At 72.0% G+C, this 23,224-nt stretch carries 23 protein-coding genes and 1 riboswitch; of the genes, 7 read left to right on the forward strand and 16 right to left on the reverse strand.

What is annotated here, in order from left to right:
* Positions 1 to 364: 364 nt before the first annotated feature.
* The gene (locus IE153_RS09550; RefSeq protein WP_189589331.1) at positions 365 to 1,966 is read right to left on the reverse strand and encodes an amidohydrolase; all 1,602 of its coding nucleotides are present in this window, start codon (positions 1,964 to 1,966) and stop codon (positions 365 to 367) included.
* Positions 1,967 to 2,061: 95 nt separating this feature from the next.
* The gene (locus tag IE153_RS09555; RefSeq protein WP_004002750.1) at positions 2,062 to 2,502 is read right to left on the reverse strand and encodes an Lrp/AsnC family transcriptional regulator; all 441 of its coding nucleotides are present in this window, start codon (positions 2,500 to 2,502) and stop codon (positions 2,062 to 2,064) included.
* Positions 2,503 to 2,705: 203 nt separating this feature from the next.
* Here IE153_RS09555 and IE153_RS09560 point away from each other — a divergent pair, with 203 nt between their 5' ends.
* Together IE153_RS09560 and IE153_RS42870 are read left to right on the forward strand one after the other, a co-directional pair.
* A complete protein-coding gene (locus IE153_RS09560; RefSeq protein WP_031108160.1) occupies positions 2,706 to 3,140 on the forward strand; it encodes a hypothetical protein in 435 nt (144 codons plus the stop codon).
* Positions 3,141 to 3,313: 173 nt separating this feature from the next.
* Positions 3,314 to 3,562 carry a hypothetical protein gene (locus IE153_RS42870; RefSeq protein ID WP_078615159.1) on the forward strand — a complete coding sequence of 83 codons (249 nt, stop codon included), beginning with the start codon at positions 3,314 to 3,316 and terminating at the stop codon, positions 3,560 to 3,562.
* On the opposite strand, the gene IE153_RS09565 is transcribed toward IE153_RS42870, so the two are convergent.
* The gene (locus IE153_RS09565; protein WP_189589332.1) at positions 3,525 to 4,697 is read right to left on the reverse strand and encodes an acyl-CoA dehydrogenase family protein; all 1,173 of its coding nucleotides are present in this window, start codon (positions 4,695 to 4,697) and stop codon (positions 3,525 to 3,527) included. The genes IE153_RS42870 and IE153_RS09565 overlap by 38 nt on opposite strands.
* A gap of 332 nt (positions 4,698 to 5,029) precedes the next feature.
* On the opposite strand from IE153_RS09565, the gene IE153_RS09570 reads away from it, so the two are divergent.
* Positions 5,030 to 6,295: a glycoside hydrolase family 18 protein gene (locus tag IE153_RS09570; protein ID WP_189589333.1), complete on the forward strand. Its 1,266-nt coding sequence runs from the start codon at positions 5,030 to 5,032 to the stop codon at positions 6,293 to 6,295.
* A 48-nt stretch (positions 6,296 to 6,343) separates the two neighbouring features.
* Here the strand turns inward: IE153_RS09570 and IE153_RS09575 are convergent, their stop codons facing one another.
* From IE153_RS09575 to IE153_RS09585, 3 genes are all read right to left on the reverse strand, one after another.
* Positions 6,344 to 7,000 carry a TetR/AcrR family transcriptional regulator gene (locus IE153_RS09575; protein WP_189589334.1) on the reverse strand — a complete coding sequence of 219 codons (657 nt, stop codon included), beginning with the start codon at positions 6,998 to 7,000 and terminating at the stop codon, positions 6,344 to 6,346.
* A 75-nt stretch (positions 7,001 to 7,075) separates the two neighbouring features.
* Positions 7,076 to 7,216: an SCO1431 family membrane protein gene (locus tag IE153_RS09580; protein ID WP_107426733.1), complete on the reverse strand. Its 141-nt coding sequence runs from the start codon at positions 7,214 to 7,216 to the stop codon at positions 7,076 to 7,078.
* A gap of 91 nt (positions 7,217 to 7,307) precedes the next feature.
* On the reverse strand, positions 7,308 to 8,687 hold the full coding sequence (locus IE153_RS09585) for a C39 family peptidase (RefSeq protein ID WP_189589335.1): 1,380 nt from the start codon (positions 8,685 to 8,687) through the stop codon (positions 7,308 to 7,310).
* Between the two features lie 194 nt (positions 8,688 to 8,881).
* Between IE153_RS09585 and IE153_RS09590 the strand changes: the two genes are divergently transcribed.
* Both IE153_RS09590 and IE153_RS09595 read left to right on the forward strand, forming a co-directional pair.
* Complete coding sequence (locus tag IE153_RS09590) at positions 8,882 to 9,538, forward strand: uridine kinase family protein (RefSeq protein ID WP_189589615.1); 657 nt, start codon at positions 8,882 to 8,884, stop codon at positions 9,536 to 9,538.
* A gap of 430 nt (positions 9,539 to 9,968) precedes the next feature.
* On the forward strand, positions 9,969 to 11,828 hold the full coding sequence (locus IE153_RS09595; RefSeq protein ID WP_189589336.1) for an AAA family ATPase: 1,860 nt from the start codon (positions 9,969 to 9,971) through the stop codon (positions 11,826 to 11,828).
* A 151-nt stretch (positions 11,829 to 11,979) separates the two neighbouring features.
* On the opposite strand, the gene IE153_RS09600 is transcribed toward IE153_RS09595, so the two are convergent.
* The 9 genes from IE153_RS09600 to IE153_RS09640 all read right to left on the reverse strand — a co-directional run bounded on the left by IE153_RS09600 (position 11,980) and on the right by IE153_RS09640 (position 19,344).
* Entirely contained in the window at positions 11,980 to 13,056 is a 1,077-nt protein-coding gene (locus IE153_RS09600) for a hemolysin family protein (protein ID WP_189589337.1), read from the reverse strand.
* Positions 13,053 to 14,387 carry a hemolysin family protein gene (locus IE153_RS09605; protein ID WP_189589338.1) on the reverse strand — a complete coding sequence of 445 codons (1,335 nt, stop codon included), beginning with the start codon at positions 14,385 to 14,387 and terminating at the stop codon, positions 13,053 to 13,055. Before IE153_RS09605 ends, IE153_RS09600 begins: the two co-directional genes overlap by 4 nt.
* 247 nt (positions 14,388 to 14,634) lie before the next feature.
* Positions 14,635 to 15,090 carry a PH domain-containing protein gene (locus tag IE153_RS09610; RefSeq protein ID WP_189589339.1) on the reverse strand — a complete coding sequence of 152 codons (456 nt, stop codon included), beginning with the start codon at positions 15,088 to 15,090 and terminating at the stop codon, positions 14,635 to 14,637.
* A gap of 14 nt (positions 15,091 to 15,104) precedes the next feature.
* Positions 15,105 to 15,953: an ATP phosphoribosyltransferase gene (gene hisG / locus IE153_RS09615; RefSeq protein ID WP_031108172.1), complete on the reverse strand. Its 849-nt coding sequence runs from the start codon at positions 15,951 to 15,953 to the stop codon at positions 15,105 to 15,107.
* A 45-nt stretch (positions 15,954 to 15,998) separates the two neighbouring features.
* The gene (locus IE153_RS09620; protein WP_019983911.1) at positions 15,999 to 16,271 is read right to left on the reverse strand and encodes a phosphoribosyl-ATP diphosphatase; all 273 of its coding nucleotides are present in this window, start codon (positions 16,269 to 16,271) and stop codon (positions 15,999 to 16,001) included.
* Positions 16,272 to 16,305: 34 nt separating this feature from the next.
* On the reverse strand, positions 16,306 to 16,791 hold the full coding sequence (ribH, locus tag IE153_RS09625) for a 6,7-dimethyl-8-ribityllumazine synthase (protein ID WP_185009030.1): 486 nt from the start codon (positions 16,789 to 16,791) through the stop codon (positions 16,306 to 16,308).
* A 20-nt stretch (positions 16,792 to 16,811) separates the two neighbouring features.
* The gene (locus tag IE153_RS09630) at positions 16,812 to 18,101 is read right to left on the reverse strand and encodes a bifunctional 3,4-dihydroxy-2-butanone-4-phosphate synthase/GTP cyclohydrolase II (RefSeq protein WP_189589340.1); all 1,290 of its coding nucleotides are present in this window, start codon (positions 18,099 to 18,101) and stop codon (positions 16,812 to 16,814) included.
* A complete protein-coding gene (locus IE153_RS09635; protein WP_189589341.1) occupies positions 18,098 to 18,739 on the reverse strand; it encodes a nicotinamide mononucleotide transporter family protein in 642 nt (213 codons plus the stop codon). Before IE153_RS09635 ends, IE153_RS09630 begins: the two co-directional genes overlap by 4 nt.
* Positions 18,736 to 19,344 (reverse strand): riboflavin synthase, encoded by a 609-nt coding sequence (locus IE153_RS09640; protein ID WP_142165081.1) that lies wholly within the window; start codon positions 19,342 to 19,344, stop codon positions 18,736 to 18,738. Before IE153_RS09640 ends, IE153_RS09635 begins: the two co-directional genes overlap by 4 nt.
* Before the next feature lie 144 nt (positions 19,345 to 19,488).
* Positions 19,489 to 19,619: riboswitch (FMN riboswitch) on the reverse strand.
* Between the two features lie 331 nt (positions 19,620 to 19,950).
* Between IE153_RS09640 and IE153_RS09645 the strand changes: the two genes are divergently transcribed.
* Together IE153_RS09645 and IE153_RS09650 are read left to right on the forward strand one after the other, a co-directional pair.
* Complete coding sequence (locus tag IE153_RS09645; protein ID WP_189589342.1) at positions 19,951 to 20,838, forward strand: RNA polymerase sigma-70 factor; 888 nt, start codon at positions 19,951 to 19,953, stop codon at positions 20,836 to 20,838.
* A 101-nt stretch (positions 20,839 to 20,939) separates the two neighbouring features.
* Positions 20,940 to 21,716: an SDR family oxidoreductase gene (locus tag IE153_RS09650; RefSeq protein ID WP_189589343.1), complete on the forward strand. Its 777-nt coding sequence runs from the start codon at positions 20,940 to 20,942 to the stop codon at positions 21,714 to 21,716.
* Positions 21,717 to 21,755: 39 nt separating this feature from the next.
* On the opposite strand, the gene IE153_RS09655 is transcribed toward IE153_RS09650, so the two are convergent.
* Complete coding sequence (locus tag IE153_RS09655) at positions 21,756 to 23,204, reverse strand: ROK family transcriptional regulator (RefSeq protein WP_189589344.1); 1,449 nt, start codon at positions 23,202 to 23,204, stop codon at positions 21,756 to 21,758.
* Between the last annotated feature and the right edge of the window lie 20 nt (positions 23,205 to 23,224).

The raw sequence follows: 23,224 nt of genomic DNA on the forward strand, positions 1-23,224 counted from the left end.
GGATCCGCCGGCTGCGGATCGACCTAAAGCCGTTGTCTACTGAGCGCGCGGGCCCCACCCGGGTCGCACCTCCCCGACCGGCCGGAACGTTCCCTCGGCGCTGCGCCGGCCTGAGCCTGGCTCCCAGTGGCGGTGCCCCGGTGCGGCACACCGTCCCTGACCCGGCGGCGCCGCGGCGAGTGCTCGGACGTTCCCGGTCGGGCGTCCGGTGGTGGACTCGGCCGAACCTACCGGCCTCCTGCGGCCGCCTGTCAACAGCCGTTCGAGCTGCGCGTTCAGCGGCAAAGCCCTGGTCAGGGCCGAGGATGCGCAGGTCGCGTGCCGGGGGCGCGGCGCGCGACTTCATGCGCGCCACCCCCGTAGATCACTCGCCCGGCCGTACGAAGACCGTGCGTCCGCCCACCACGGTGCGCAGACAGACGGGCAGGTCGCGGCCCGGAGTCAGGTCGGGCAGACCCGGGGTGCCGGAGCGGGGATCCGTCGACCAGCGGGCGACGCGGTCGTCCGGGGCCTGGACGACGAGTTCGCCGGTGCGCCAGACGGCGTAGTCGGCGGGGGCACCCGGGACCAGAACGCCCGCGTCGTCCCGTCCGACGGCCCGCCAGCCGCCGCGCGTGTGCGCCGTGAAGGCGGCGCGCACGGAGACGCGGTGTTCCGCCGTGCGGTGGAAGGCTGCGGCCCGGACCGTGCCCCACGGGTCGAGCGGGGTGACCGGGCTGTCGGAGCCGAAGGCGAGCGGGACACCGGCGCGCAGCAGGGCCGCGAAGGGGTTCAGAGCCCGCGCCCGCTCCTTCCCGAGCCGCTGGGCGTACATGCCCTCCTCGCCGCCCCACAGGGCGTCGAAGGCGGGCTGCACGGAGGCGGTGAGGCCGAGTTCGGCGAAGGCGGCGACGCTCTCCGGGGTGAGCATCTCGGCGTGCTCGACGCGGTGCCGGGCGGCCCGGATCCGGCCGAGCCCGAGCTTCTCGGCGGCGGCGCGCACACCCTCCACCACGGCGTCCACGGCCGCGTCGCCGATGGCGTGGAAACCGGCTTGCAGGCCCGCCTCGGTGCACGCCACGACGTGCGCCGCGACCGCGTCGGCGTCCAGGTAGGCGATGCCCGTCTGCCCGGCGTCGGCGTACGGCTGGTGCAGACACGCCGTGTGCGAGCCGAGGGCGCCGTCGACGAACAGGTCCCCCGCGGCGCCCACGGCGCCCAGCTCCCGAGCCTTGGCGACGTCCTGCTCGGCCCAGTAGCCGACGACGCGCGGTCCGTGTTCCGCCGTGGCGAGGCGCAGCAGGCCGGTGAAGTCGTCCTCGGAGGAGATCTCCGGCCCGGCGCACTCGTGGAGGGTGCCGATCCCCAGCGAGACGGCGTGGGCGAGCGCGGTGCGCTGCGCCTCGGCGCGCTGCCCGGGCGTCACGGCGGCGAACGCTGCGGCCCGCACGGCGTGATGGGCGTCGGCGGTGAGGGGGCCATCCATACGGGTGACCTCGGGGACCGCGTCGAGCAGGGCGGTGCTCACGACCGCCGAGTGGACGTCGATCCGGCTGAGGTAGAGGGGCCGGTGCCCGGTGGCCTCGTCGAGCTCGGCCCGCGTCGGGGGCCTGCCTCCGGGCCAGCGGGCGGCGTCCCAGCCGTGCCCGAGGAGCACCCGGTCGTCGGGCCGGGCGGCTGCGAAGTCCCGGACGAGGGCGAGGGCGGCCTCCAGCGTGGGGGCGCCTGAGAGGTCGAGCCCGGTCAGGGCCAGGCCCGTGGCAGTCGTGTGCACATGCGCATCGGTGAACGCCGGAGTGATCAGCGCCCCGTCCAGGTCGACCACCTCGTCGACCCCGTCCGCGAAGGCGTCGGCGGCCCCTTCGGACCCCACCCAGGCGATCTGTCCCCGCTCCACGACCATCGCGGTGGCGAAGGGGTCGGCGGGGCTGTGGACCTCTCCGCGGCGGAGAAGGACGGTCTTGGGCGGGGCGGTGGACTCACTCATGGAGCACAGTCTCACAGGGGCGGCGGCGACGCCCGCATCAGGGGCGCGGTGAGCTGCGCGAACATCCCCGCACGACCCGCGCCGGAAACCGGCGTTCAGATCCGCGGCGGCCGCGCCTCGTACGGCGTGGACAGCACCACCGTCGTCCGCGTGGACACCCCGGCCAGCGACCGCAACCGGGCCAGCAGCTCCTCCAGCTCGTGCGGCGTGGCCACCCGCACCTTGAGGATGTAGTTCTCGTCTCCCGCGACGCTGTGGCAGGCCTCGATCTCGGGCACGCCGGCCAGCCGGTCGGCGATGTCGTCGGGCGCGCTGGGGTCGAACGGCTTCACCGAGATGAACGCGGTCATGGGCAGCCCCACCGCCTCGGGGTCGACGACCGCCGCATAGCCGCGGATCACACCGCGCTGCTCCAGCCGCCGCACCCGCTGGTGCACGGCCGAGGTGGACAACCCCGTGGCCTTGCCCAGGTCGGTGTAGCTCATCCGCCCGTCCTTGACGAGCAGCTGCACGATCTGTCGGTCCAGCTCCTCCATGGCGCAAGAACCTACAGTGCGGTTGATCTCCTCGGATACCTGAGGAGCCCAGGAGGGCATCTGCGCAGGGCATGTGACGAACGCCACAGGCCTCGAACAGTCTCCGTGATGTTCTCGTGATTACCGCCCAGGGGGGACGGGAAGTGCTTGCTGTGGCCGAGGCCGCAGTGCCTGTGACGGCCCAGTCCGAGGGGGAGAACCCAATGCAGAGTCTTAAGCGCCCTGGTCGCACCGCACCCAAGCGGCAGCAGCTCGTCGTCGAGCCCGAGCCGGAGGGTGTCGAACCCGACGCCTTCGACGACGAACTCGACGCCTACGACACGTTCGAGATGTTCCGGGTCGTCTGCCCGGACTGCGCGCAGCCCATCGCCCTGCTGGCGGACGAGGAGGTCCTTCCGGAGCACGCGATGTGCGCCTCGCCGTGGAACCCCTTCGGACTCACCGTCTGCGCCGGAACCGGCCGCAGGGCCACGGACGCACGCCCCGCGGACGAGTCCGTGGAACCCCAGGAGCAGGACACCGCACTGCTGTTGACGCTCCCTCAGGGGCTCGACTGGCGGACCCAGCCCTTCTCGCACGTCGGCGGCCCGGGCTCACGCCCCATCAGGGTCCCTGTCATGCGCCGCCAGGCGGCCTGAGCGCGGGCTCTCCTCGCCCGCCCGCTCCACTCCCGTAGCTGCCCCGCACCACGACCCGCAGACGGCCGTGGTGCGGTTCGGTGTGCCCGGAGCCGTGAGCCGTGTGCGGCACTGAACGAACGCCCGATTCCACCGTCCGGTGACCTGTCCGGGCTCTGCCGCGTTGCCCTGGTATGACCCCCATCTCCTCAGCGACCGGGCGTCAGCGCCTCCTGTACGTCCCGCCGCCCGCAGAATCGGTTCGGCCGGCTCCGCCCCGCTATCAGGACCCGCCGATCTACCGCGACTTGATGCGGACCTGGGCCGAGGGCGGCCGCACCCTCCCGGGCCGGCACGACCCGGAGTGGATGCGGCTCGCGGCCCCTTGGCGGGGCCTCGACCAGTTCAGCGTTCCTCTGGACCCACGAGATGGCGGGCGATGACCATCCGCTGGATCTGGTTGGTGCCCTCCACGATCTGCAGCACCTTGGCCTCGCGCATGTAGCGCTCGGCCGGGAAGTCGGCGGTGTAGCCGTAGCCGCCGAGGATCTGCACGGCGTCGGTGGTGACCCGCATCGCCGTGTCGGTGCAGTGCAGCTTGGCCATGGCGGCCTGCTTCGCGAACGGCCGGCCCGCGTCCTTCAGCCGTGCCGCGGCGAGGTAGAGGGCGCGGCCCGCCTCGATCTGCGTCGCCATGTCGGCGAGCATGAACCGCAGTCCCTGGAAGTCGGCGATCGGCTTGCCGAACTGGCGCCTGTCGGCCGCGTAGGCCACCGCCTCGTCGAGCGCGGCCTGTGCCACGCCGATCGCGCACGCCGAGATGCCGAGCCGCCCCGAGTCGAGCGACGACAGGGCGATCGCGAAGCCCTGCCCCTCCTCGCCGATGCGCCGGGCGTCCGGGACGCGGACGCCGTCGAAGTGGACCTGGGCGGTGGGCGAGCCCTTCATGCCCATCTTCTTCTCCGGCACGGCCGCGCTCAGCCCCTGCGCATCACCGGGCACCAGGAACGCGCTGATCCCGCGCGGGCCCTCGTCGCCGGTGCGGGCCATCACCGTGTAGAAGTCGGCGATCCCGCCGTGCGTGATCCAGGCCTTGGTGCCGGTGATCACCCAGTCGTCGCCGTCCCGCACGGCCCGGGTGCGCAGGGCCGCCGCGTCCGATCCGGAGTGCGGCTCGGAGAGGCAGTACGCGCCGAGCATGCCGCCGCCGAGCATCGCGGGAAGGTGCTCGACCTGCTGCTCCTTGGTGCCGTAGGCGGCGAGCGCGTACGAGGCCAGGGAGTGGACACTGACGCCGAGCCCGACGGTGAGGCGGGCGGCGGCGAGCTCCTCCAGCACCTGGAGGTAGACCTCGTAGGGCTGGTCGCCACCCCCGTACTCGGAGTCGTACGGCAGGCCGAGCAGCCCCGACTGGGAGAGCAGGGTGAACAGCTCGCGCGGGAAGCGGCCGGCGTCCTCCTCCTCGGCCGCGCTCGGGACGATCTCCTGCGCCGCGATGTCGCGGACGAGTGTGATCAGGTCCCGGGCCTCCTCCGTGGGCAGTTGTCGGTCCACCGGCTGCGGGGCGCGGTCGGGCATGGCGACGCTCTCCTCCCTGTCGGGCACTGGCGGACGGGCCCATGGGTGGGGGCGGCGCCGCCGGGTCGTTCTGGTGCCTTGCCGATGCTTGCAGTCCCGGGTCTCGGAAGCTGCTGACCAGCGGCTGTGCGCTGTGAGTATGCCCGATCGGAGGCATCCAGTCACCAGTTAACGACCGCTTACTTCAAGAAATGGCCGAGCACGTACGGAGCGGCGAAATTGGTCCGAACCATTGACCCAACTGGTCTAGTCCTCCTACTGTTTCGCTCCACCGATTCACCGCGTTCATGCCAATGAGCGCGCGTTACCCTCTCCCCACGAGGAGACACCGGATGCACACCCCCCACCCTTCCCGCTTCCGGACCATCGTGTCCGCGGCCTGCTGCGCCGTCCTCGGCGCCGGTCTGCTGGCCGGCGCGGGCACCTCCGCCACCGCGGCGACCTCGGCTCAGGAGGCCGCCGCAGATTCGAAGGCCGCCCCCGACGCCAGGGCCGCCGGCTCCAAGGTCATCGGCTACTTCACCGAATGGGGCACCTACGACCGCAAGTACTACGTCAAGAACATCGAGACGTCCGGATCGGGCGGCAAGCTCACCCACATCAACTACGCCTTCGGCAACGTCACCGGCGGCAAGTGCGCCATGGGCGACGGCTACGCCGCCACCGACCGGGCCTACACCGCCGCCGAATCCGTCGACGGCAAGGCCGACACCTGGGACCAGCCGCTGCGCGGCAACTTCAACCAGCTGCGCAAGCTGAAGCAGAAGCACCCGAACCTCAAGGTCCTGTGGTCCTTCGGCGGCTGGACCTGGTCGGGAGGCTTCGGCGAGGCCGCGAAGAACCCGGCCGCGTTCGCCCAGTCCTGCTACGACCTGGTCGAGAACTCCAAGTGGGCCGATGTCTTCGACGGCATCGACATCGACTGGGAGTACCCCAATACCTGCGGCGCCACCTGCGACACCAGCGGAAAGGCGGCCTTCCGGAACCTGATGCAGGCGCTGCGGGCGAAGTTCGGCTCGAAGAACCTCGTCACCGCGGCGATCACCGCCGACGCCACCCCGGGCGGCAAGATCGACGCGGCGGACTACGCGGGCGCCGCCCAGTACGTCGACTGGTACAACCCAATGACGTACGACTTCTTCGGCGCCTGGGACGCCGCCGGCCCGACGGCTCCGCATTCGCCGCTGACCTCGTACGCCGGCATCCCGAAGGCGGACAACCACAGCTCGGCGACCATCGCCAAGCTCAAGGGCCTCGGCATCCCCGCCTCGAAGCTGCTGCTCGGCATCGGCTTCTACGGCCGCGGATGGACCGGCGTCACCCAGGCGGCCCCCGGGGGCACCGCGACCGGCCCGGCGGCGGGCACGTACGAGCAGGGCATCGACGACTACAAGGTGCTCAAGACCAAGTGCCCGGCGACGGGGACGGTCGCCGGCACGGCGTACGCCAAGTGCGGCGGCAACTGGTGGAGTTACGACACTCCGGCGACCATCGGCACCAAGATGAACTACAAGAACCAGCAGGGCCTGGGCGGCACGTTCTTCTGGGAGCTGAGCGGCGACACCGCGAACGGTGAGCTGATCAAGGCGATCAAGTAGCGCCCGGAGCGGGGGGCGGAGGTCCGCTGCGGACCCTCCGCCCCTCTCTCACGCGCCCCGGCGCGCGGACTGCGGGGCCGGGTAGGCCGGGTCGAGTTCCTCGATCGCGCGCAGGGCACCGCCGAGGGTCTTCACCAGCAGCTCGCACATGGTGTCGCGGGGCAGGTCGGGCCGGTCGATCCATTCGAGCGTGGCGCCCTCGACACTGCACACCCAGGCCAGCAGGGCCATCCGCGCCAGCGGGGTGATGTCGACCCGCTCGTAGGCGCCCTCGGCGATGGTGGTCACGACGGCCTCGCGCACCCCGTCGCGGATGGCGTGCACCTCGGTGTCGAAACCGACACCGCCGCTCACGATCGTGCGGTACGCGGCCTGGTTGTGCTCGGCGTAGCTCAGATAGCTGTCGACGGTGCGCTGGACCCGGTCCACCGGGGGCAGTTCGAGACCGCTCGCCGCCAGGGTGACCAGCTCGGTGACCGAGTCCTGGATGATGGCCAGGTAGTAACCGCGCTTGGACTGGAAGTAGTAGTAGATCAGCCCCTTGGCGACGTGCGCCTGCCGGGCGATGTCGTCCATCGACAGGGCGTCGTAGGAGGTGTCGGCGAACAACCTCCGCCCGATCGCGATGAGTTCGGCTCGGCGCGCCATCGAGCGCTCGGTGCCGCGGGCCCGGGGACGGGCGGCAGGCTGGGGGCTGATATTCAATTTCGACCCTGGTCTCAACGGGCGGGGCGGGACCTCCGCAGTATGGCAGGCCTCACCTCCGCGCCGTGGGTCAGGTCACAGCAGCCCGAGCTGCGTCACGAGCATCGCGACGACCACGACGAGGGCCCACCCCATGACGTGCTCGACGATCTTCGGGCCGTCGTCCTGGGGGCCGCCGGTGCGGACGCGGGTGGCGGTGGCTGAGTGCACGGTCATGGCTTCTCGCTGGGTCGGTGGTGCGGACGGACTCCCCCCGGGGTCGCGTCCACCTTGCCACCGGTCGCGGCTTTTGCGGCCGAGAGTTTGCTCACACGCGGACGCCCACGGCCGCCAGGGCCTTGCGCTGGGCCGCGCTCGGGCGTGCCGGGAAGTACAGGTAGCAGATGCCGCCGGTGCCCGAGGCGACCTTGCCGGAGGCGTTGTACCGCTTGGTCCTGAGCCAGATGTTCTCGAACTCGCGCCGCCGGTAGACGCGCCGCACGGCCTCGTTGCTCGCCGAGAAGGGATCGTTGGCGATCACGTCACCGCCGGCGGTGAAGCCGACGACGGTCATCAGGTGCCCGGCGGTGCCGTACCCGGCGCCGGTCAGCTCCTCCTTGAGGAACGACTGGGACGTTATGGCCGGGATGCCCGCGGCGATCAGCGTCTCCAGGTCGGTGAGCGAGCCGAGCCGGGTCACGACGCCCTGGAGGTCCTTGAACGTGGCGGCGTAGGCGGCGTTGAAGGGCCAGTTGCCGCAGCCCGCGTACTGGTAGTCGTAGGTGAAGCGGGCCGCGTGGCACACCTGCGGGTCGGCGTACGCGGGATCGACCCAGTCCAGCTGCCCGTCGGTGAGCCGGCCGCCCCAGTACTCGACGATCATCTGGGAGGACGTCGGGCTGCACCAGGCCTCGCCGCCGTTGTCGTACTCGGGGTACTGGCCCTTGTGGATCTCCTGCGAGTAGCGCGGGACGGCCAGTTCCTTCGCGAGGCCGGGCTCGGACGCCGGGACGGTGAACCGGTCGGGCACGTCGGAGCCCATGGCGCCGAGCCGCCACACGGTGGGCGTGGCCTCGGTGCCGGGCTCGCGGTAGAGGGTCAGGCGCAGCCGGTACGAGGCCAGGCGCAGGCCGGTCGACGCGTCGTCGATGGCCAGGGTGTCCGTCCAGACGGTGCTCTTGCCGTCACTCTGGTCGTCGACCGAGGTGCGCCGGATGTCCTGGTCGCCGGAGGCCCAGCGGGCCATCACGTACCAGGGGGTGCTGGTGCCGTCGGTGTAGGTGCCCTTGATCTCGGCCTGGATCCAGGTGCCGGCCGGGGTGCGCGCGTTCCAGGAGACGATCGCCTCGGTCGCGGGGACGGCGAGCCGGTGGACGGGGGAGGTCCAGGTGCCGTACTCCCACGTGGCGGTCCTGCCCGTGTGCGGATCCGTGTAGGCGGTGGTGCCGGCGGGCTTCGCGATCGCCAGGCCCGGGCGGGTGCCCGCGACGGCCCGGGTGCCCTTGGCGGTGCCGCCGGACCAGTCGCCGTACGAGACCCAGGCCCGGTTGTCGACGGTGCGGGCCGGGACCTTCCGGGCGAGGTCTGCGGCGTCGGTCGTCATGGGGGCCTCGGGATCGGCGGCCGCCGGACCCGCCCCCGCGGTGACGGCGGCGGCGACCGCGGCGGCCAGGACGGTTCTGCGGGACGGCTGTTCGGCGCTGCGCATGGCGAAGACCCCCGGATGTCGGAGTCGGGCAGGTGCGGGGCAGGTCCGTGCACGGTCGGTCGTATCCGTGCGTGCGCCACATATGAGCACAGCCCGCCGTGTCCTGCCAGCACTTCGACGCGCGCCGCGCCCACCAATATTGGCGTCGACCAGTGGCATCCGCGGCGGACCCGGTGGTTAGAGTGCCGATCGAGATGAATCCGTCCTTCCGCCCCGCACCGGGCCACGCCGTCCGCGACCTGGCCGCCCGGGTCCGCCACCTCTCCCCCTCCTGCGGCCCGGTCCGGCTCGTCGGTGTCGACGGGCACGCCGGGTCCGGGAAGAGCACGTTCGCCGAGCGGCTGGCGGCGGCCCTGGACGGCGCGCCGGTGCTGCGCCTCGACGACATCGCCAGCCACGACGCGCTGTTCGACTGGACGGGACGCCTGCTGGACCAGCTGATCGAGCCGCTCTCCCGCGGCCGGACCGCGCACTACGCCCCCTACGACTGGCGGGCCCGCCGCTTCGGCTCCCCGCGCCCGGTCCCGCCCGCGCCGGTGATCCTCATGGAGGGCGTCGGCGCGGGGCGCCGGGCGCTGCGCCCGCACCTGGCCCTGCTGCTGTGGATGGATCTGCCGCGGGAGGAGGCCTGGCAGCGGGGACGGTCCCGGGACGGGGAGGAGCAGCGGGAGTTCTGGGACGGATGGGTTCCGGCGGAGCGCCGGCATTTCGCCGACGATCCCTCGCGGCCGTTCGCCGACCTCCTGGTGCGGCAGCGAGACGAGGGGTACGAGGTGCTCGCGGGACCCGCTGGGACCGTTGGACCGGACCAGTCCCTCACGCACGGTGACGGACCGCCCGCAGTGTGCTGAACTTGTGAAGGGCCTTGCGGGACAACTTGCCGGAGTGCTTCAACTCGGCTTGACCGTCGGGCCGTACAGGTCTTACGTTCTCAATGTGCGGCATCGGAGCCGCCCGCAGACGCGAAGCCCCCGGTTGTTCCCCCGTGATCGGGGGCTTCGTTCTGCCTTCTTCCGGTTTTCCGGCCGCCGCGGGGCGCCGAGCGCTCACCCTGGGTCACCGTCCGCGCGGCCGCGGCATCCGCTCCCACCTCGCCGAACGGCGCGTGCGGCACCCTACGGGGGCGCCGCGTCCGCAGGTACGATGCCCTCGTCGCGACCTACGGACGGTTGCTTCGCGCACTGTGCAACTCCGGTCCGTGGCACAGCGGTTCGAGCAGGGCAGCCGGCTGGGGGACGGCTCGTTGGCATTCCGACGGGGGCACGGTTTGTGGGGGACGTGATGGACTTCGGCACGCAGGGCCCACAGGCCCCGGCCGACCTCGCCTGGCTGCGAGGAGTGGACGCCTACACCATGGGCGCCTATCCGCAGGCGGAGGAAGAGTTCCGCGCCGCGGTGCGGATGGACTCCGGAATGGCCGACGGCTGGCTCGGGCTGCACGCGCTGCGCGTCGACACGACGACGGCGCTGCTGCGCATGTTCCAGCACCGGGACCGGTTCGGGGAGCAGCGCACCCGCTACCGCCGCACGCTCAACTCCTGGTACTGGCTGGGCTGGTGGGTGCAGCCGGTGCTGGAGAGCCCCCGTGATCTGCTGCTCGCGCACGCTTCCCACTGGCTGGACGGCCGCCACGTCCCCGAGCTGGACCGGGCGCTCGCCGGGCTGCCGCCCGTGGACACCGACCACCAGGTCCGCTTCCTGCACTCCTGCCGCGCCTATCTGGTCAAGGACTGGGAGCAACTGGTCCGCCACACCGACCCGCTGCTCGACGATCCGATGCTCGGCATCGAGGCGGGTCTGTTCGGCGGCATGGCCCGGGTCCGCCTGGAGATGTACGGCCAGGCCGAACCCCTGCTGTCCGCCGCTCTGATGCGCTGCCGCAGCGAGCAGCCCCAGCGCAAGGAGCTGCGCTACTGGCTGGCCCGGGCGCACGAGGGCACCGGCCGCAGCGCCGCCGCGCTCCCCCTGTACCGGGCCGTGCACCGCGTCGACCCGGCGTTCATGGACACCTCCGCCCGGCTGGCCGCCATCGCCGAGGGCGACGGCTACGACGACGCCACCGGCCTCGCGGCGATCACCCTCACCGGGGCGGGCCAGGACGCGGTGGACGGTCCGGACGGGTTCGACCCGCTCTTCGGTCTCGAAGGGCGCGATCTGAGGCTGCCCGATCCCGAGCCGCCGCTCGCTCCCCTTCCGCCGGTGACCGGCCCCCCGGTCCGTGAGAGAACCGGCCCCGTCCCGTCGCTGCCCGCCGGGCCCACCGACCCGGCGTTACTGGACGAGGCACTCGCCGAGCTCGAACGCATGGTGGGCCTGGAGCCGGTGAAGCGCCAGGTCAAGGCGCTGTCGGCGCAGCTGAACATGGCCCGGTTGCGCGCCGGGCAGGGCCTGCCGGTCCAACCGCCGAAACGCCACTTCGTCTTCTCCGGCCCCTCCGGCACCGGCAAGACCACCGTCGCCCGCATCCTCGGCCGCGTCTTCTACGCCCTCGGGCTGCTCGGCGGCGACCATCTCGTGGAGGCCCAGCGGGCCGACCTGGTCGGCGAGTACCTCGGGCAGACAGCCGTGAAGGCGAACGAACTGATCGACTCGGCCCTCGGGGGCGTCCTCTTCGTCGACGAGGCCTACTCGCTGTCCAACTCGGGCTACGGCAAGGGCGACGCGTACGGCGACGAGGCCCTCCAGGTGCTGCTGAAGCGCGCCGAGGACAACCGCGACCACCTCGTGGTGATCCTGGCCGGCTACCCGGAGGGCATGGACCGCCTGCTCGCCGCGAACCCCGGGCTGTCCTCCCGCTTCACCACCCGCGTCGACTTCCCGTCCTACCGGCCCCTCGAACTCACCGAGATCGGCAAGGTGCTCGCGGCGGAGAACGGCGACCTGTGGGACGAGGAGGCCCTGGACGAACTGCGGTCCATCGCCGGGCACGTGGTCGACCAGGGGTGGATCGACGAGCTGGGCAACGGACGGTTCCTGCGGACGCTGTACGAGAAGAGCTGCGCGTACCGGGATCTGCGGTTGTCGGTGTATCCCGGGGTGTTGGGCAGGGAGGACCTGGCGACGCTGCGGTTGCCGGACCTGATGCAGGCGTACGGAGAGGTCTTGTCGGGGCGGGGGCCGCAGGATCCGTCGGCCAGGTGAGTCCGTCGGCCGCGGGTCGGTGGGTGCCGGCCCCGCGGTTCCCCGCGACCCTGAGTGGGTGCCATGAAGGCCGGTCGAGCCGCACCCGCCCGCCTGGGGGCGCGGGGAACTGCGCGACCAGACCAGCCCCCACGCGCCCGCAGCTACGATGCTAGGTCGCCAGCACCTCTTCACCGGACCTCGGCTCGGTCAGCCTCACCTCGCGCACCTGCCGGTGCGCGGGATCCCGCACCTCCCCCACCAGCAGCTCCAGCACGTCCTCCAGGGCGACCAGCCCGAGCACCTTGCCGGACGCGTCGGCGACCTGGGCCAGGTGCGTCGCCGCCCGGCGCATCACCGTGAGGGCGTCGTCGAGGGGCAGCTCGGGCCGCAGGGTCGTCATGGGGCGCCACAGGTGCTGCGGAACGGCCCGGTCCGAGTCCTCCGCGTCGAGGACGTCCTTGACGTGCAGGTACCCCATGAAGGCGCCGTTGTCCGCGGCGACCGGGAACCGGGAGTACCCGGTGCGGGCGGTGAGCTCGACGATCCGCCCGGGCGTGACCGCCGGGCTGACCGTCACCAACGACTCCCGCTTGAGCAGGACGTCCGTCACCGGGCGCGAGCCCAGCTCCAGGGCGTCCTCCAGGCTCTCGGCCTCCTCGGGGTCGAGCAGGCCCGCCTGGCCGGCGTCCTCGACCAGCCGGTTGAGCTGCTCGCTGGTGAAGACGGCCTCGACCTCGTCCTTGGGCTCGACGTGGAAGAGCCGCAGGATGCCCTGGGAGACGGCGCCCAGCGCGGCGGTGATCGGCTTGCAGAAGCGCGCGAACCAGACCAGGCCGGGACTGAGCCACAGCGCGACCTTCTCGGGGGCCGCCATCGCCAGGTTCTTCGGGACCATCTCGCCGATGACGAGGTGGAAGAAGACCACGGCGGCGAGGGCGATGACGTAGGTCAGCGGATGGATCATGCCGTGCGGCAGGTGGATCCACTCGAAGACCGGCTCCAACAGGTGCGCGACCGTCGGTTCGGCGACCGCGCCGAGGGTGAGGGAGCAGATCGTGATGCCGAACTGGGCCGCCGCCATCATCTGCGGCAGCCGCTCAAGACCGTAGAGCACCTGCCGGGCGCGGGCGGTGCCGAGCGGCTCGATCTGGCTGCGGCGTACGGAGACCAGCGCGAACTCGGCGCCGACGAAGAAGCCGTTGGCGAGCACGAGCAGCGCGGCGAAGAGGAGTTGGAGCACGCTCATCGGACGGCCTCCGCCATGGAGACCACCGGGGCGGTCCGCACGAGCCGGACCCGCTCCGCGCGGTAGTGGCCGACCTGGCGCACCGAGAGCCGCCAACCGGGCAGCTCCGCCTTGTCACCGACGGCCGGGATACGGCCCAGCAGGTCGGCGATCAGGCCCGCGACCGTCTCGTACGGGCCCTCGGGCACGTCGAGGCCTATGCGCAGCAGGATGTCGACCCGGCAGCTGCCGTCGACGTCCCAGGCAGGCCTGCCGTCCTCCGGCGGCGCGGCGGCCAGCTCGGGCAGGTCGTGCCCGTCGTGCTCGTCGCGGACCTCGCCGACGATCTCCTCGACGATGTCCTCCAGCGTGACGACACCGGCGGTGCCGCCGTACTCGTCGACGACGACCGCGATGGGCTGCTCACTGCGCAGACGCGTGAGGAGCGGCCGGACGGGCAGCGTCTCGGGGACGAGCAGCGCCGGGCGGGCGATGTGGCCGACAGGGGTGCGCAACCGGTCCTGGACGGGCACGGCCAGGGCGTCCTTGAGGTGGGCCATGCCGACGACCTCGTCGATCTTCTCCCGGTAGACCGGGAAGCGGGACAGGCCGGTGGCGCGGGTCAGGTTGACGACGTCCTCGGCGGTGGCCGAGGACTGCAGGGCGCTGACCTTCACGCGCGGCGTCATCACGTGCTGCGCGGTGAGCTCGCCCAGCGACAGGGTCCGGACGAACAGGTCGGCCGTGTCCTGCTCCAGGGCGCCGGCCAGGGCCGAGTGGCGGGCCAGGGAAACGAGTTCGCCGGGGGTGCGGGCGGAGGCCAGCTCCTCGGCGGGTTCGATGCCCAGGGCGCGCACGAGCCGGTTCGCGACGGCGTTGAGGCCGGCGATGACCGGGCGGAACAGCCGGGCGAAGACGTGCTGCGGGCCCGCGACGAAGCGCGCGACCTGCAGCGGCCGGGACACCGCCCAGTTCTTGGGCAGGAGCTCGCCGATCACCATCTGCACGGCGGAGGCCAGCAGCATGCCGACGACGACCGTGACACCGGAGACGGCTCCCTCGGGGATGCCGATCGAGGTGAACGGGCCGTGCAGCAGCTCGGCGAGCGCCGGTTCGGCGAGCATGCCGACGACGAGCGAGGTGATGGTGATGCCGAGCTGGGTGCCGGAGAGCTGGAAGGACAGTTCCTTGAGTGATTCGACGACCCGGTGGGCGCGCCGGTCGCCCTCGGCGGCGGCCTTCTCGGCCTCGGGCCGCTCGACCGTCACGAGTCCGAATTCGGCCGCCACGAAGAATCCGTTGGCGAGAATCAGCAGGAACGCGGCTGCCAGGAGCAGCAGGGGGGTGGTCATGATGCCGCCGCCTCCACACGGTCACGTACCTCGGATACGAGGTCCGCGCTATGTCGGCAGGGGGCGGCGCAGGTACTGCAGGACGATCCGTCCATCGCCGGAGGGAGTCACTCCTCGGTTAGCAGGAGCCCCTGGCGCACCGGGCGGGGCGGCAGGGGCGGAGGCGCGTCCGTTCGCGCCTCCGGAAACAGATTAATCAAGACATGGCCCGATGCGGCAGGGTGACCGTCCTGAGGATCTCCCCGAGTCAGCCCTGACGCCGCTCGGGGTCCGCCACGGAACGGGCCTCGACGAGCGCCCGCAGGGCTCGGGCGTCGGCGATCGCACGCTGCTTGGCCAGGCCCGGCTGGATGCCCAGAGCAGGCAGGCTGGTGCCGTCGCTGAGGTTGAGGAACACCCAGGGGTCGCCGGGCCGGAGGGTCACCTGGAGGATCTCCGCCCACTCCAGCCGGCGCTTGTTCGTGAGATTGACGACAGTGACGCCGTTCTCGTCGACGACGACCTTGGGACGCGCCAGGAGGAGCAGCACGGCGTCCAGCAGGAGCGCCGTGAAGACGAAGCTGACGCGCTCGGCGGGGCTGAGCTGCTTCAGCAGCATCGCGACCGCCGTGATCACCACGAGGATGGCGACGGCCGCGGTGAGCAGCACCACGCGGGTGCTGCCCGGCCGGAACGTGACGGGCAGGGTGGGCAGATCGGACATCTCGCGTACGCCCCTCAGAGACGGCAGGCGTGGATGGCCGTGGTCAGGATGGCCCGGGCACCGATGTCGTACAGGTCGTCCATGATCCGCTGGGCTTCCTTGGCCGGGACCATCGCGCGGACGGCGACCCAGCCCTCGTTGTGCAGCGGGGAGACGGTCGGGGACTCCAGGCCGGGCGTGAGGGCGACGGCCTTCTCCAGCTGCTCGACGCGGCAGTCGTAGTCCATCATCACGTACGTCCGGGCGACCAGGACGCCCTGGAGGCGGCGCAGGAACTGCTGCACCTTGGGGTCGTCGGCGTCCGCGCCGGTGCGGCGGATCACGACGGCCTCGGACTGCATGATCGGCTCGCCGGCGACTTCCAGCCCCGCGTTGCGCAGCGAGGTGCCGGTCTCGACGACGTCGGCGATGACCTGGGCGACGCCGAGCTGGATGGCGGTCTCGACGGCGCCGTCGAGGTGGACGACGGAGGCGTCGATGCCGTGCTCGGCGAGGTGGGCGGCGACGATGCCCTCGTAGGAGGTGGCGATCGTCTTGCCCGTCAGGTCCGCCAGGCCGCTGATCGTGCCGGGCTTGGTGGCGTAGCGGAAGGTGGAGCGGGCGAAGCCGAGGGCGAGGATCTCCTCGGCTTCGGCTCCGGAGTCGATGAGCAGGTCCCGGCCGGTGAGGCCGATGTCCAGCTGCCCGGAGGCGACGTAGATCGCGATGTCGCGGGGGCGGAGGTAGAAGAACTCGACCTCGTTGACCGGGTCGACGATCCGCAGTTCCTTGGACTCGCGGCGCTGCTGGTAGCCGGCCTCATGCAGCATCTCCGCCGCAGGGCCGGACAGGGAACCCTTGTTGGGGACGGCGATGCGCAGCATGAGGTCGGCTTCCTTTGCGTGGTGCGGGACGGGAACGGGTGCGGCTCAGAGGTGGGCGTAGACGTCGTCGAGGGAGATGCCGCGGGCGACCATCATCACCTGGACGTGGTACAGCAGCTGCGAGATCTCCTCGGCGGCGGCTTCCTTGCCCTCGTACTCGGCGGCCATCCACACCTCGGCGGCCTCTTCGACGACCTTCTTGCCGATGGCGTGGACGCCCTTGCCGACCAGTTCTGCGGTGCGGGAAGTGGCGGGGTCGCCCTGGGCGGCCTTGTGCTGGAGCTCGGTGAAGAGCTCCTCGAACGTCTTCTTGGACATGGTGACGCTCAGCCTATGCCACACCCGGCTTCCGTCAGCGCCAGGGTTCGGATACTGAGCGGAGGGTGGCCGCGGTCGCCACCGCCGCCGTCACCGCCTCGTGCCCCTTGTCCTCGTTGGAACCCTCGATTCCGGCGCGGTCCAGGGCCTGCTCCTCGGTGTCGCAGGTCAGCACGCCGAAGCCGACGGGGACGCCGGTGTCGACGGAGACCTGGGTGAGACCCTGGGTCACGCCCTGGCACACATACTCGAAGTGGGGCGTGCCGCCGCGGATGACGACGCCGAGGGCGACGATCGCGTCGTAGCCGCGGCCCGCGAGGACCTTGGCGACGACCGGGAGCTCCCAGCTGCCGGGGACCCTGAGGAGGGTCGGCTCGTCGATGCCGAGGTCGTGCAGGGCGCGCAGGGCGCCGTCGACCAGACCGTTCATCACCTTCTCGTGCCACTGTGCCGCGATGACGGCGACCCGGAGGTCACCCACATTGCGTACGGACAGCTCCGGTGCACCCTTGCCGCTCACGTCTCTCCCTCTGTGCTCTCTTACTGGTTGCCGCAGGCGGGCACGGTGGTCGTGTCCAGCCAGGGCAGGTCGTGGCCCATCCGGTCCCGCTTGGTGCGCAGGTAACGGAGGTTGTGCTCGCCGGCGCTCACGGGCATCGGCACGCGGGCCTGGACCGCGATGCCGTGGCGGACGAGCGCGTCGGTCTTGTCGGGGTTGTTGGTCAGCAGCCGGACGCCGCGCACACCGAGGTCGGCGAGGATCTGCGCGCCGGCGGCGTAGTCGCGGGCGTCGGCGGGCAGGCCGAGTTCCAGGTTGGCGTCGAGGGTGTCGCGGCCGCGCTCCTGGAGTTCGTAGGCGCGCAGCTTGGACATCAGGCCGATGCCGCGGCCCTCGTGTCCGCGCAGGTAGACCACGACGCCCCGGCCCTCGTCCTGGATGCGGGCGAGGGAGGCGTCGAGCTGGGGGCCGCAGTCGCAGCGGGCCGAGCCGAAGACGTCGCCGGTGAGGCATTCGGAGTGGACGCGGACGAGGACGTCCTGGCCGTCGCCGATCTCGCCGTGCACCAGGGCGACGTGCTCGACGCCGTCGACGGTGGAGCGGTAACCGTAGGCGGTGAAGGTGCCGTGGGCGGTGGGCAGTTGGGTCCTGGCCTCGCGGCGGACGGTGGGCTCGCTGCTGCGGCGGTAGGCGATCAGGTCCTCGATGGAGATGATCGTCAGGCCGTGCTTGCGGGCGAAGGGGATCAGCTCGGGCAGGCGCAGCATGGTGCCGTCCTCGCCGGCGATCTCGACGATCGCGCCGGCCGGGCGCAGGCCCGCGAGGCGGGCGAGGTCGACGGCGGCCTCGGTGTGGCCGTTGCGGGTGAGGACCCCGCCGGGCCGGGCGCGCAGCGGGAAGATGTGGCCGGGGCGGACGAAGTCCTCGGGGCCCGAGACGCCGTCGGCGAGCAGTTGGAGGGTGGTGGCACGGTCGGAGGCGGAGATGCCGGTGCTCACGCCGTGCGCGGCGGAGGCGTCGACGGAGACCGTGAAGGCCGTCTTCATCGACTCGGTGTTGTCCTCGACCATCTGCGGCAGCTTCAGCCTGTCCAGCTCGTCGCCCTCCATGGGGGCGCAGATCAGGCCGCGGCACTCGCTCATCATGAAGGCGACGATCTCGGGGGTGGCCTTCTCTGCGGCGATGACGAGGTCGCCCTCGTTCTCCCGGTCCTCGTCGTCGACGACCACGACGGGGCGGCCGGCCGCGATGTCGGCGATGGCCTGCTCGACGGGGTCGAGCGTGAAGTTCTCGACGTCGTCGGTGCTGTACAGGGTGGTTGCGGCGCTCATGCCGGCGCTCCTTCCAGGGTGGGCTGGGCTGCCGCGCGCGAGCGCAGCCACCAGTCGCGCAGGCCCCACAGGACGAGCGCGCCGTAGATGACGTAGACGAAGCCGGAGAAGGCGTAGCCGTTGGCGAAGTTGAGGGGCACGCCGACGACGTCGACGAGCAGCCAGGCGAACCAGAACTCGACCATGCCGCGCGCCTGGGCGTACATGGCGACGACGGTGCCGACGAAGATGTAGGCGTCCGGCCAGGGGTCCCAGGACAGGGTCGGGTACGCCTTGAACAGCAGCGCCACCGCGACCGTGCCGGCGGCGGCCGCCGCGGCCATCGCGCCGCGCTCGCGCCAGGTGGCGAACCGGACGGCGATGAGGCCGTCCTCTCCCTGTCCCTTGCCGCGCTGCCACTGCCACCAGCCGTACAGCGCGACGAGCATGACGACCGCCTGCTTGCCGGCGCTGCCGGTGAGGTGGCCGAAGAAGGCGCCGAAGAGGATGAGACCGGCCAGGAACTGCACGGGCCAGGTCCAGATGGAGCGCCGCCAGCCCAGGGCGAGGGCGGCCAGGCCGAAGAGGTTGCCGACCATGTCGGACCAGAGGATGTGCTGGCCGAAGAGGACGAACGCCTCGGAGTTCAGCGTGTTCACCGGCCGGCCCCCTGCGCGCGGTCGCCCAGCATCCGCTCGACGTACTTGGCGATGACGTCCACCTCGAGGTTGACCGGGTCGCCGGGCTGCTTGTGGCCCAGCGTGGTCAGGTCGAGGGTGGTGGGGATGAGGCTGACGGTGAAGTGGTCGGGGCCGGCGTCGACGACGGTGAGGCTGATGCCGTCGACGGTGATGGAGCCCTTCTCGACCACGTACCGGGTGAGGTCCGCGGGGAGGGAGATCTTCACGATCTCCCAGTGCTCGGAGGGTTTGCGCTCCAGGATCTCGCCGGTGCCGTCCACATGGCCCTGCACGATGTGCCCGCCGAGGCGCTCGCCGACGGCCATGGGGCGTTCGAGGTTGACGCGGGATCCGGCCTTCAGGGCACCGAGGCTGGAGCGGTTCAGGGTCTCGGCCATGACGTCGGCCGTGAACTCGTCGCCCTCGTGGTCGACGACCGTGAGGCACACGCCGTTCACGGCGATCGAGTCGCCGTGCTTGGCGCCCTGGGTGACGACTGGGCCGCGCAGGCGGAAGCGACAGGCGTCGTCGAGGGTCTCGACGGCGGTGATCTCGCCCAGCTCTTCGACGATTCCGGTGAACACTTCCCGGGTCCTCCTGCCTCTTCGGGCACGGACTCCGGGGCTGTCGATGACGACAGAAGGTACGAGCAGGGACACCGAGGACGACGCCGGACGGAGCCCGTCACGAGGACGAACTTCTCGGCGGCGCGCACGAATGCCCGCTCGCCGCGCACTGCCTCCCATCCGGACTTTAACCGTCGGTCCAGGAATTTCACCTGGTCAACCGGTCGCTGGAGGCGACCGGGTCGCGGACTGTAACCGCCGGTTCGGACTTTCACCGACCCCGGAGTGCGCTGCTACTGGTACAGGGCCAGTGTGCCACGCCCAGTCGATGTTCCGAGGGGCGAGGTGTGTGGGCTGCCTCACAGACCGTGTCGCACCCCTTCCCGAGCGCGACCGGCACCCCAACTCGCGCGCCGGGTCGACCTCTTGAGGTCCGGCATTGGTACACACCTATTGACGATGTGGTCTAGTCCTTTCTAGGGTCATCGCCAGGGTCGGCTCAACCCCACTGACCGGCCCGGCGGCGGTGACGACGGCCCTTGCCCGCCGTCGGGCCTTCCCACGCCAGGTCCCCGCCCCGGGCTCCCGACACCGCGCGGGCCGCCCTCTGGCAGGGTGAGTCGTATGACCACGACCACCGCCGAGGAGTTCGAAGTCCACCGGCCCAGGCTGTTCTCGCTCGCCTATCGGCTGCTGGGCTCCGCCGAGGAGGCCGAGGACGCGGTCCAGGACGCCTACCTGCGCTACAGCGGCGCCGACCGGGCGGGGATCGAGCACCCGGCGGCCTGGCTGGCCAAGGTCGTCACCAACCTCTGCCTGAACCGGCTCACCTCCGCGCGGGCCCGGCGCGAGCGGTACGTCGGAACCTGGCTGCCCGAGCCCGTGGTCACCTCGGACGGCACGCTCGGCCCACTGGAGTCCGCGGAGCAGCGGGACGCCGTGTCGATGGCGATGCTGGTGCTGCTGGAGCGGCTGACGCCGACCGAACGGGCCGTGTACGTGCTGCGGGAGGCGTTCGGCTACGGGCACCGGGAGATCGCCGGGGTGCTGGACCTGAGCGAGGCCAACTGCCGTCAGCTGTACCGGCGTGCCGTGCTGAGGGTGGGCGAACCGCAGGCCCGGTTCGAGCCCGCCTCCGAGCGGCAGGAAGAGCTGGTCACGTCGTTCATCACGGCGGCCCGCGACGGGGACCTGGCCGGGTTGGAGAAGCTGCTCGCCGCCGACGCGACCTGGTGGAGCGACGGTGGCGGCAAGGTCACCGCGGCGCGGTGGCCCATCGAGGGCGGGGCCGGCATCGCCCGCTTCCTGGCGGGCGGCGGGCCGAAGTTCGCACGGGGCCTGGACTTCGTGCCGACCGAGGTCAACGGGGCGCCGGGGCTGGCCAGCTGGGCGGGCGACACGCTCGTCGGGCTGTCAGTGGTCGAGGTACGCGACGGGCTGGTCACGGGTGTGCGGGCCGTGGTCAACCCGGAGAAGCTGGCGTTCGCACGGCGTCAGCTCACCCGGCCGTAGGACCGCAGGGCGCGCCTGTCACATTCGGCGGGGGTGTTCGGTCTCAGTTGGCGAGGGGCGCTCCACCCGGGAGCGCCCGGCGTCCGAAGGGGCTGAACAGCATGACCACGATCCTGGTGACCGGCGGCACCGGAACGCTGGGGCGGCTCGTCGTCGCGCGGTTGCGCGCGGACGGGCACGAAGTGCGGGTGCTCAGCCGGCACAGTCAGCCGTACGCGGTGGATCTGCGGGCCGGCGGAGCCGCGCTGGACGCGGCCGTCGCCGGTGTGGACACGATCGTGCACTGCGCGTCGGCGCAGAAGGGGGACGAGCAGGCGGCTCGGAACCTGATCAGTGCGGCGCGCGGTGCGGGCGTGCGTCATCTGGTCTACGTGTCGATCGTGGGTGTCGACGAGGTGCCGTTCCCGTACTACCGGAGCAAGCTCGCGGTGGAGAAACTGGTCGAGGAGTCGGGGATCGGCTGGACCGTACTGCGGGCGACGCAGTTCCACGACCTGCTGATCATGATGTTCCAGGGGCTGTCGAAGCTGCCCGTGATGTTCCTCCCGGCGGGCGTGCGGGATCAGCCGGTGGAGGTGGCCGAGGTCGCGGACCGGCTGGTCGAGCTGGCGGCGGCCGCGCCGGCGGGGCGGGTCGAGGACATGGGCGGGCCGGAGGTGCGGCCGCTGGAGTCCCTGGCCCGCGCGTATCTGAAGGCGTCGGGCCGTCGGCGAGCGGTGGTGAACGTGCCGCTGTGGGGGGCGGCGTACCGGGGCTTCCGGAGCGGGGGCCATCTGGCGCCGCGACGGGCGGTGGGCAAGGGGTCGTTCGAAGAGCACCTGGAGAGGCGGTTCGGGGGCGGCCGGATCCAGGCGGGGAGCGGGCGGTCCGGGGTCTGAGGGAGGAGGACGCAGGGGGACGGTTCCGGGCCGGACGGCCTACCAGCCCGGGGAGGGCTGGGGTGGGGGCTCTCCGGGCGTGAACAGTTCCTCCTGGGCGCGGTCCCGGGCCGTCAGCAGTGCGCCGCGCAGGACCGCGCCGCCGCCCAGGGTCGTCGCCCGGACCTCCGTGGGCAGGGGCGTCATCCGGGCGATGCGGTCCCGCACCCGTGACGCGAGCTCCTCGCCACCGGCCTGACCGACCTCACCGCCGAGCACCACGCAGCCGGGATCCAGGATCGCCACGACGGAGGCGACCCCGACGGCGAGACGATCAGCGAGGGCGTCCAGAAAGCGGGCGGCGGGGGCAGGGGCTGGGCGTGGGGGTGCCTCGGCCCCGGGGGTGCGAGATTCGGCCCCGGGCACGGGCGCGGCCCCTCCCGGCAGCAGCGGCGGCGAACTCCCGGGTGTGGGCGCGCGGGGAACTGCGCGAACAGCCCCCACGCCCCCTCCCGGCGTCAGCGTGGGGCTCCCGGTTCCGCTCGCCCGCACCGCTCCCTCCGCGTCGTTCGCGGTCGGCTCCTCCCCCGGCCCTCCGCCCGCCGCCGCCCGCACCACGGCGACGGCTGCCCGCACCACCCCCACCGCGTGCGTCTGCTCCCCCGGCGCCGCCGGAATGCCGCACTCGGCCGCGAGGGACACGACTGCCGCCGAGGAGGCCAGCGAGTGGAAGCCGCCCTCGCAGCCCGTGGCCGACGGCAGCACGGTGGTGCCCGGGACCGGGAGGAAGCCGATCTCTCCGGTGCCGCCGGAGGCGCCGCGCCGGAGGGCGCCGTCGAGGACCACGGCCGCCCCCGTTCCATGGCCCAGCCACAGCAGGACGAACGTGTCCCGGTCCCGGGCCGCCCCGTCGCGCTGCTCGGCCAGCGCCGCGAGGTTGGTCTCGTTCTCGACGCTGACGCGGGCCTCGGGCAACCGCTCCTGGAGGGTGGCGACGAGCCGGCGGTGCCACTCCGGCAGCCCGGTGGAGTCGCGGAGTTCGCCACTGGACGGGTCGACCAGGCCGGGCGCCCCGATCCCCACGGTGTGCAGGCGTTCGGCGCCGGCCTCCTTCGCCACGCGCTCGACCAGCGTGACCGCCTGCTCCAGGGCGGGACCCGTTCCCGTGTCACCGGCGATGGGCACCGACGCCTCGGCCAGCACCCGCCCCACCAGGTCCGCGACGGCCACGGCGACGCCCTCGGTGCGGACGTCGAGTGCGGCCAGGTGCGCCCGGTCGGCGACGATGCCGTAGACCTTCGCGTTGGGGCCGCGTCGCTGCTCGCCCGCCTCACCGACGACCGCGATGAGTCCGGCGGCACCGAGGCGTTCGACGAGGTCGGCGACGGTCGGCCGGGACAGACCGGTCAGCTGCTTCAACCGCCCTGCCGTCAACGGGCCTTCCTGCTGGAGCAGACGCAGGGCGAGCCGGTCGTTGATGGCCCGGGCGGTGCTCGGGGATGCGGGCATGCCGGGATCCTTCCAGATCG

This window comes from Streptomyces massasporeus (assembly GCF_014648995.1).
In the GTDB taxonomy this organism is placed as follows: domain Bacteria; phylum Actinomycetota; class Actinomycetes; order Streptomycetales; family Streptomycetaceae; genus Streptomyces; species Streptomyces massasporeus.

What these genes read in the sequence shown, in the direction of transcription:
- IE153_RS09550 (WP_189589331.1), bottom strand. Translation starts at nt 1,966, where the DNA reads ATGAGTGAGTCCACCGCCCCGCCCAAGACCGTCCTTCTCCGCCGCGGA.
- IE153_RS09555 (WP_004002750.1), bottom strand. Translation starts at nt 2,502, where the DNA reads ATGGAGGAGCTGGACCGACAGATCGTGCAGCTGCTCGTCAAGGACGGG.
- IE153_RS09560 (WP_031108160.1), top strand. Translation starts at nt 2,706, where the DNA reads ATGCAGAGTCTTAAGCGCCCTGGTCGCACCGCACCCAAGCGGCAGCAG.
- IE153_RS42870 (WP_078615159.1), top strand. Translation starts at nt 3,314, where the DNA reads ATGACCCCCATCTCCTCAGCGACCGGGCGTCAGCGCCTCCTGTACGTC.
- IE153_RS09565 (WP_189589332.1), bottom strand. Translation starts at nt 4,697, where the DNA reads ATGCCCGACCGCGCCCCGCAGCCGGTGGACCGACAACTGCCCACGGAG.
- IE153_RS09570 (WP_189589333.1), top strand. Translation starts at nt 5,030, where the DNA reads ATGCACACCCCCCACCCTTCCCGCTTCCGGACCATCGTGTCCGCGGCC.
- IE153_RS09580 (WP_107426733.1), bottom strand. Translation starts at nt 7,216, where the DNA reads ATGACCGTGCACTCAGCCACCGCCACCCGCGTCCGCACCGGCGGCCCC.
- IE153_RS09585 (WP_189589335.1), bottom strand. Translation starts at nt 8,687, where the DNA reads ATGCGCAGCGCCGAACAGCCGTCCCGCAGAACCGTCCTGGCCGCCGCG.
- IE153_RS09590 (WP_189589615.1), top strand. Translation starts at nt 8,882, where the DNA reads ATGAATCCGTCCTTCCGCCCCGCACCGGGCCACGCCGTCCGCGACCTG.
- IE153_RS09595 (WP_189589336.1), top strand. Translation starts at nt 9,969, where the DNA reads ATGGACTTCGGCACGCAGGGCCCACAGGCCCCGGCCGACCTCGCCTGG.
- IE153_RS09600 (WP_189589337.1), bottom strand. Translation starts at nt 13,056, where the DNA reads ATGAGCGTGCTCCAACTCCTCTTCGCCGCGCTGCTCGTGCTCGCCAAC.
- IE153_RS09605 (WP_189589338.1), bottom strand. Translation starts at nt 14,387, where the DNA reads ATGACCACCCCCCTGCTGCTCCTGGCAGCCGCGTTCCTGCTGATTCTC.
- IE153_RS09610 (WP_189589339.1), bottom strand. Translation starts at nt 15,090, where the DNA reads ATGTCCGATCTGCCCACCCTGCCCGTCACGTTCCGGCCGGGCAGCACC.
- hisG (WP_031108172.1), bottom strand. Translation starts at nt 15,953, where the DNA reads ATGCTGCGCATCGCCGTCCCCAACAAGGGTTCCCTGTCCGGCCCTGCG.
- IE153_RS09620 (WP_019983911.1), bottom strand. Translation starts at nt 16,271, where the DNA reads ATGTCCAAGAAGACGTTCGAGGAGCTCTTCACCGAGCTCCAGCACAAG.
- IE153_RS09630 (WP_189589340.1), bottom strand. Translation starts at nt 18,101, where the DNA reads ATGAGCGCCGCAACCACCCTGTACAGCACCGACGACGTCGAGAACTTC.
- IE153_RS09645 (WP_189589342.1), top strand. Translation starts at nt 19,951, where the DNA reads ATGACCACGACCACCGCCGAGGAGTTCGAAGTCCACCGGCCCAGGCTG.
- IE153_RS09650 (WP_189589343.1), top strand. Translation starts at nt 20,940, where the DNA reads ATGACCACGATCCTGGTGACCGGCGGCACCGGAACGCTGGGGCGGCTC.
- IE153_RS09655 (WP_189589344.1), bottom strand. Translation starts at nt 23,204, where the DNA reads ATGCCCGCATCCCCGAGCACCGCCCGGGCCATCAACGACCGGCTCGCC.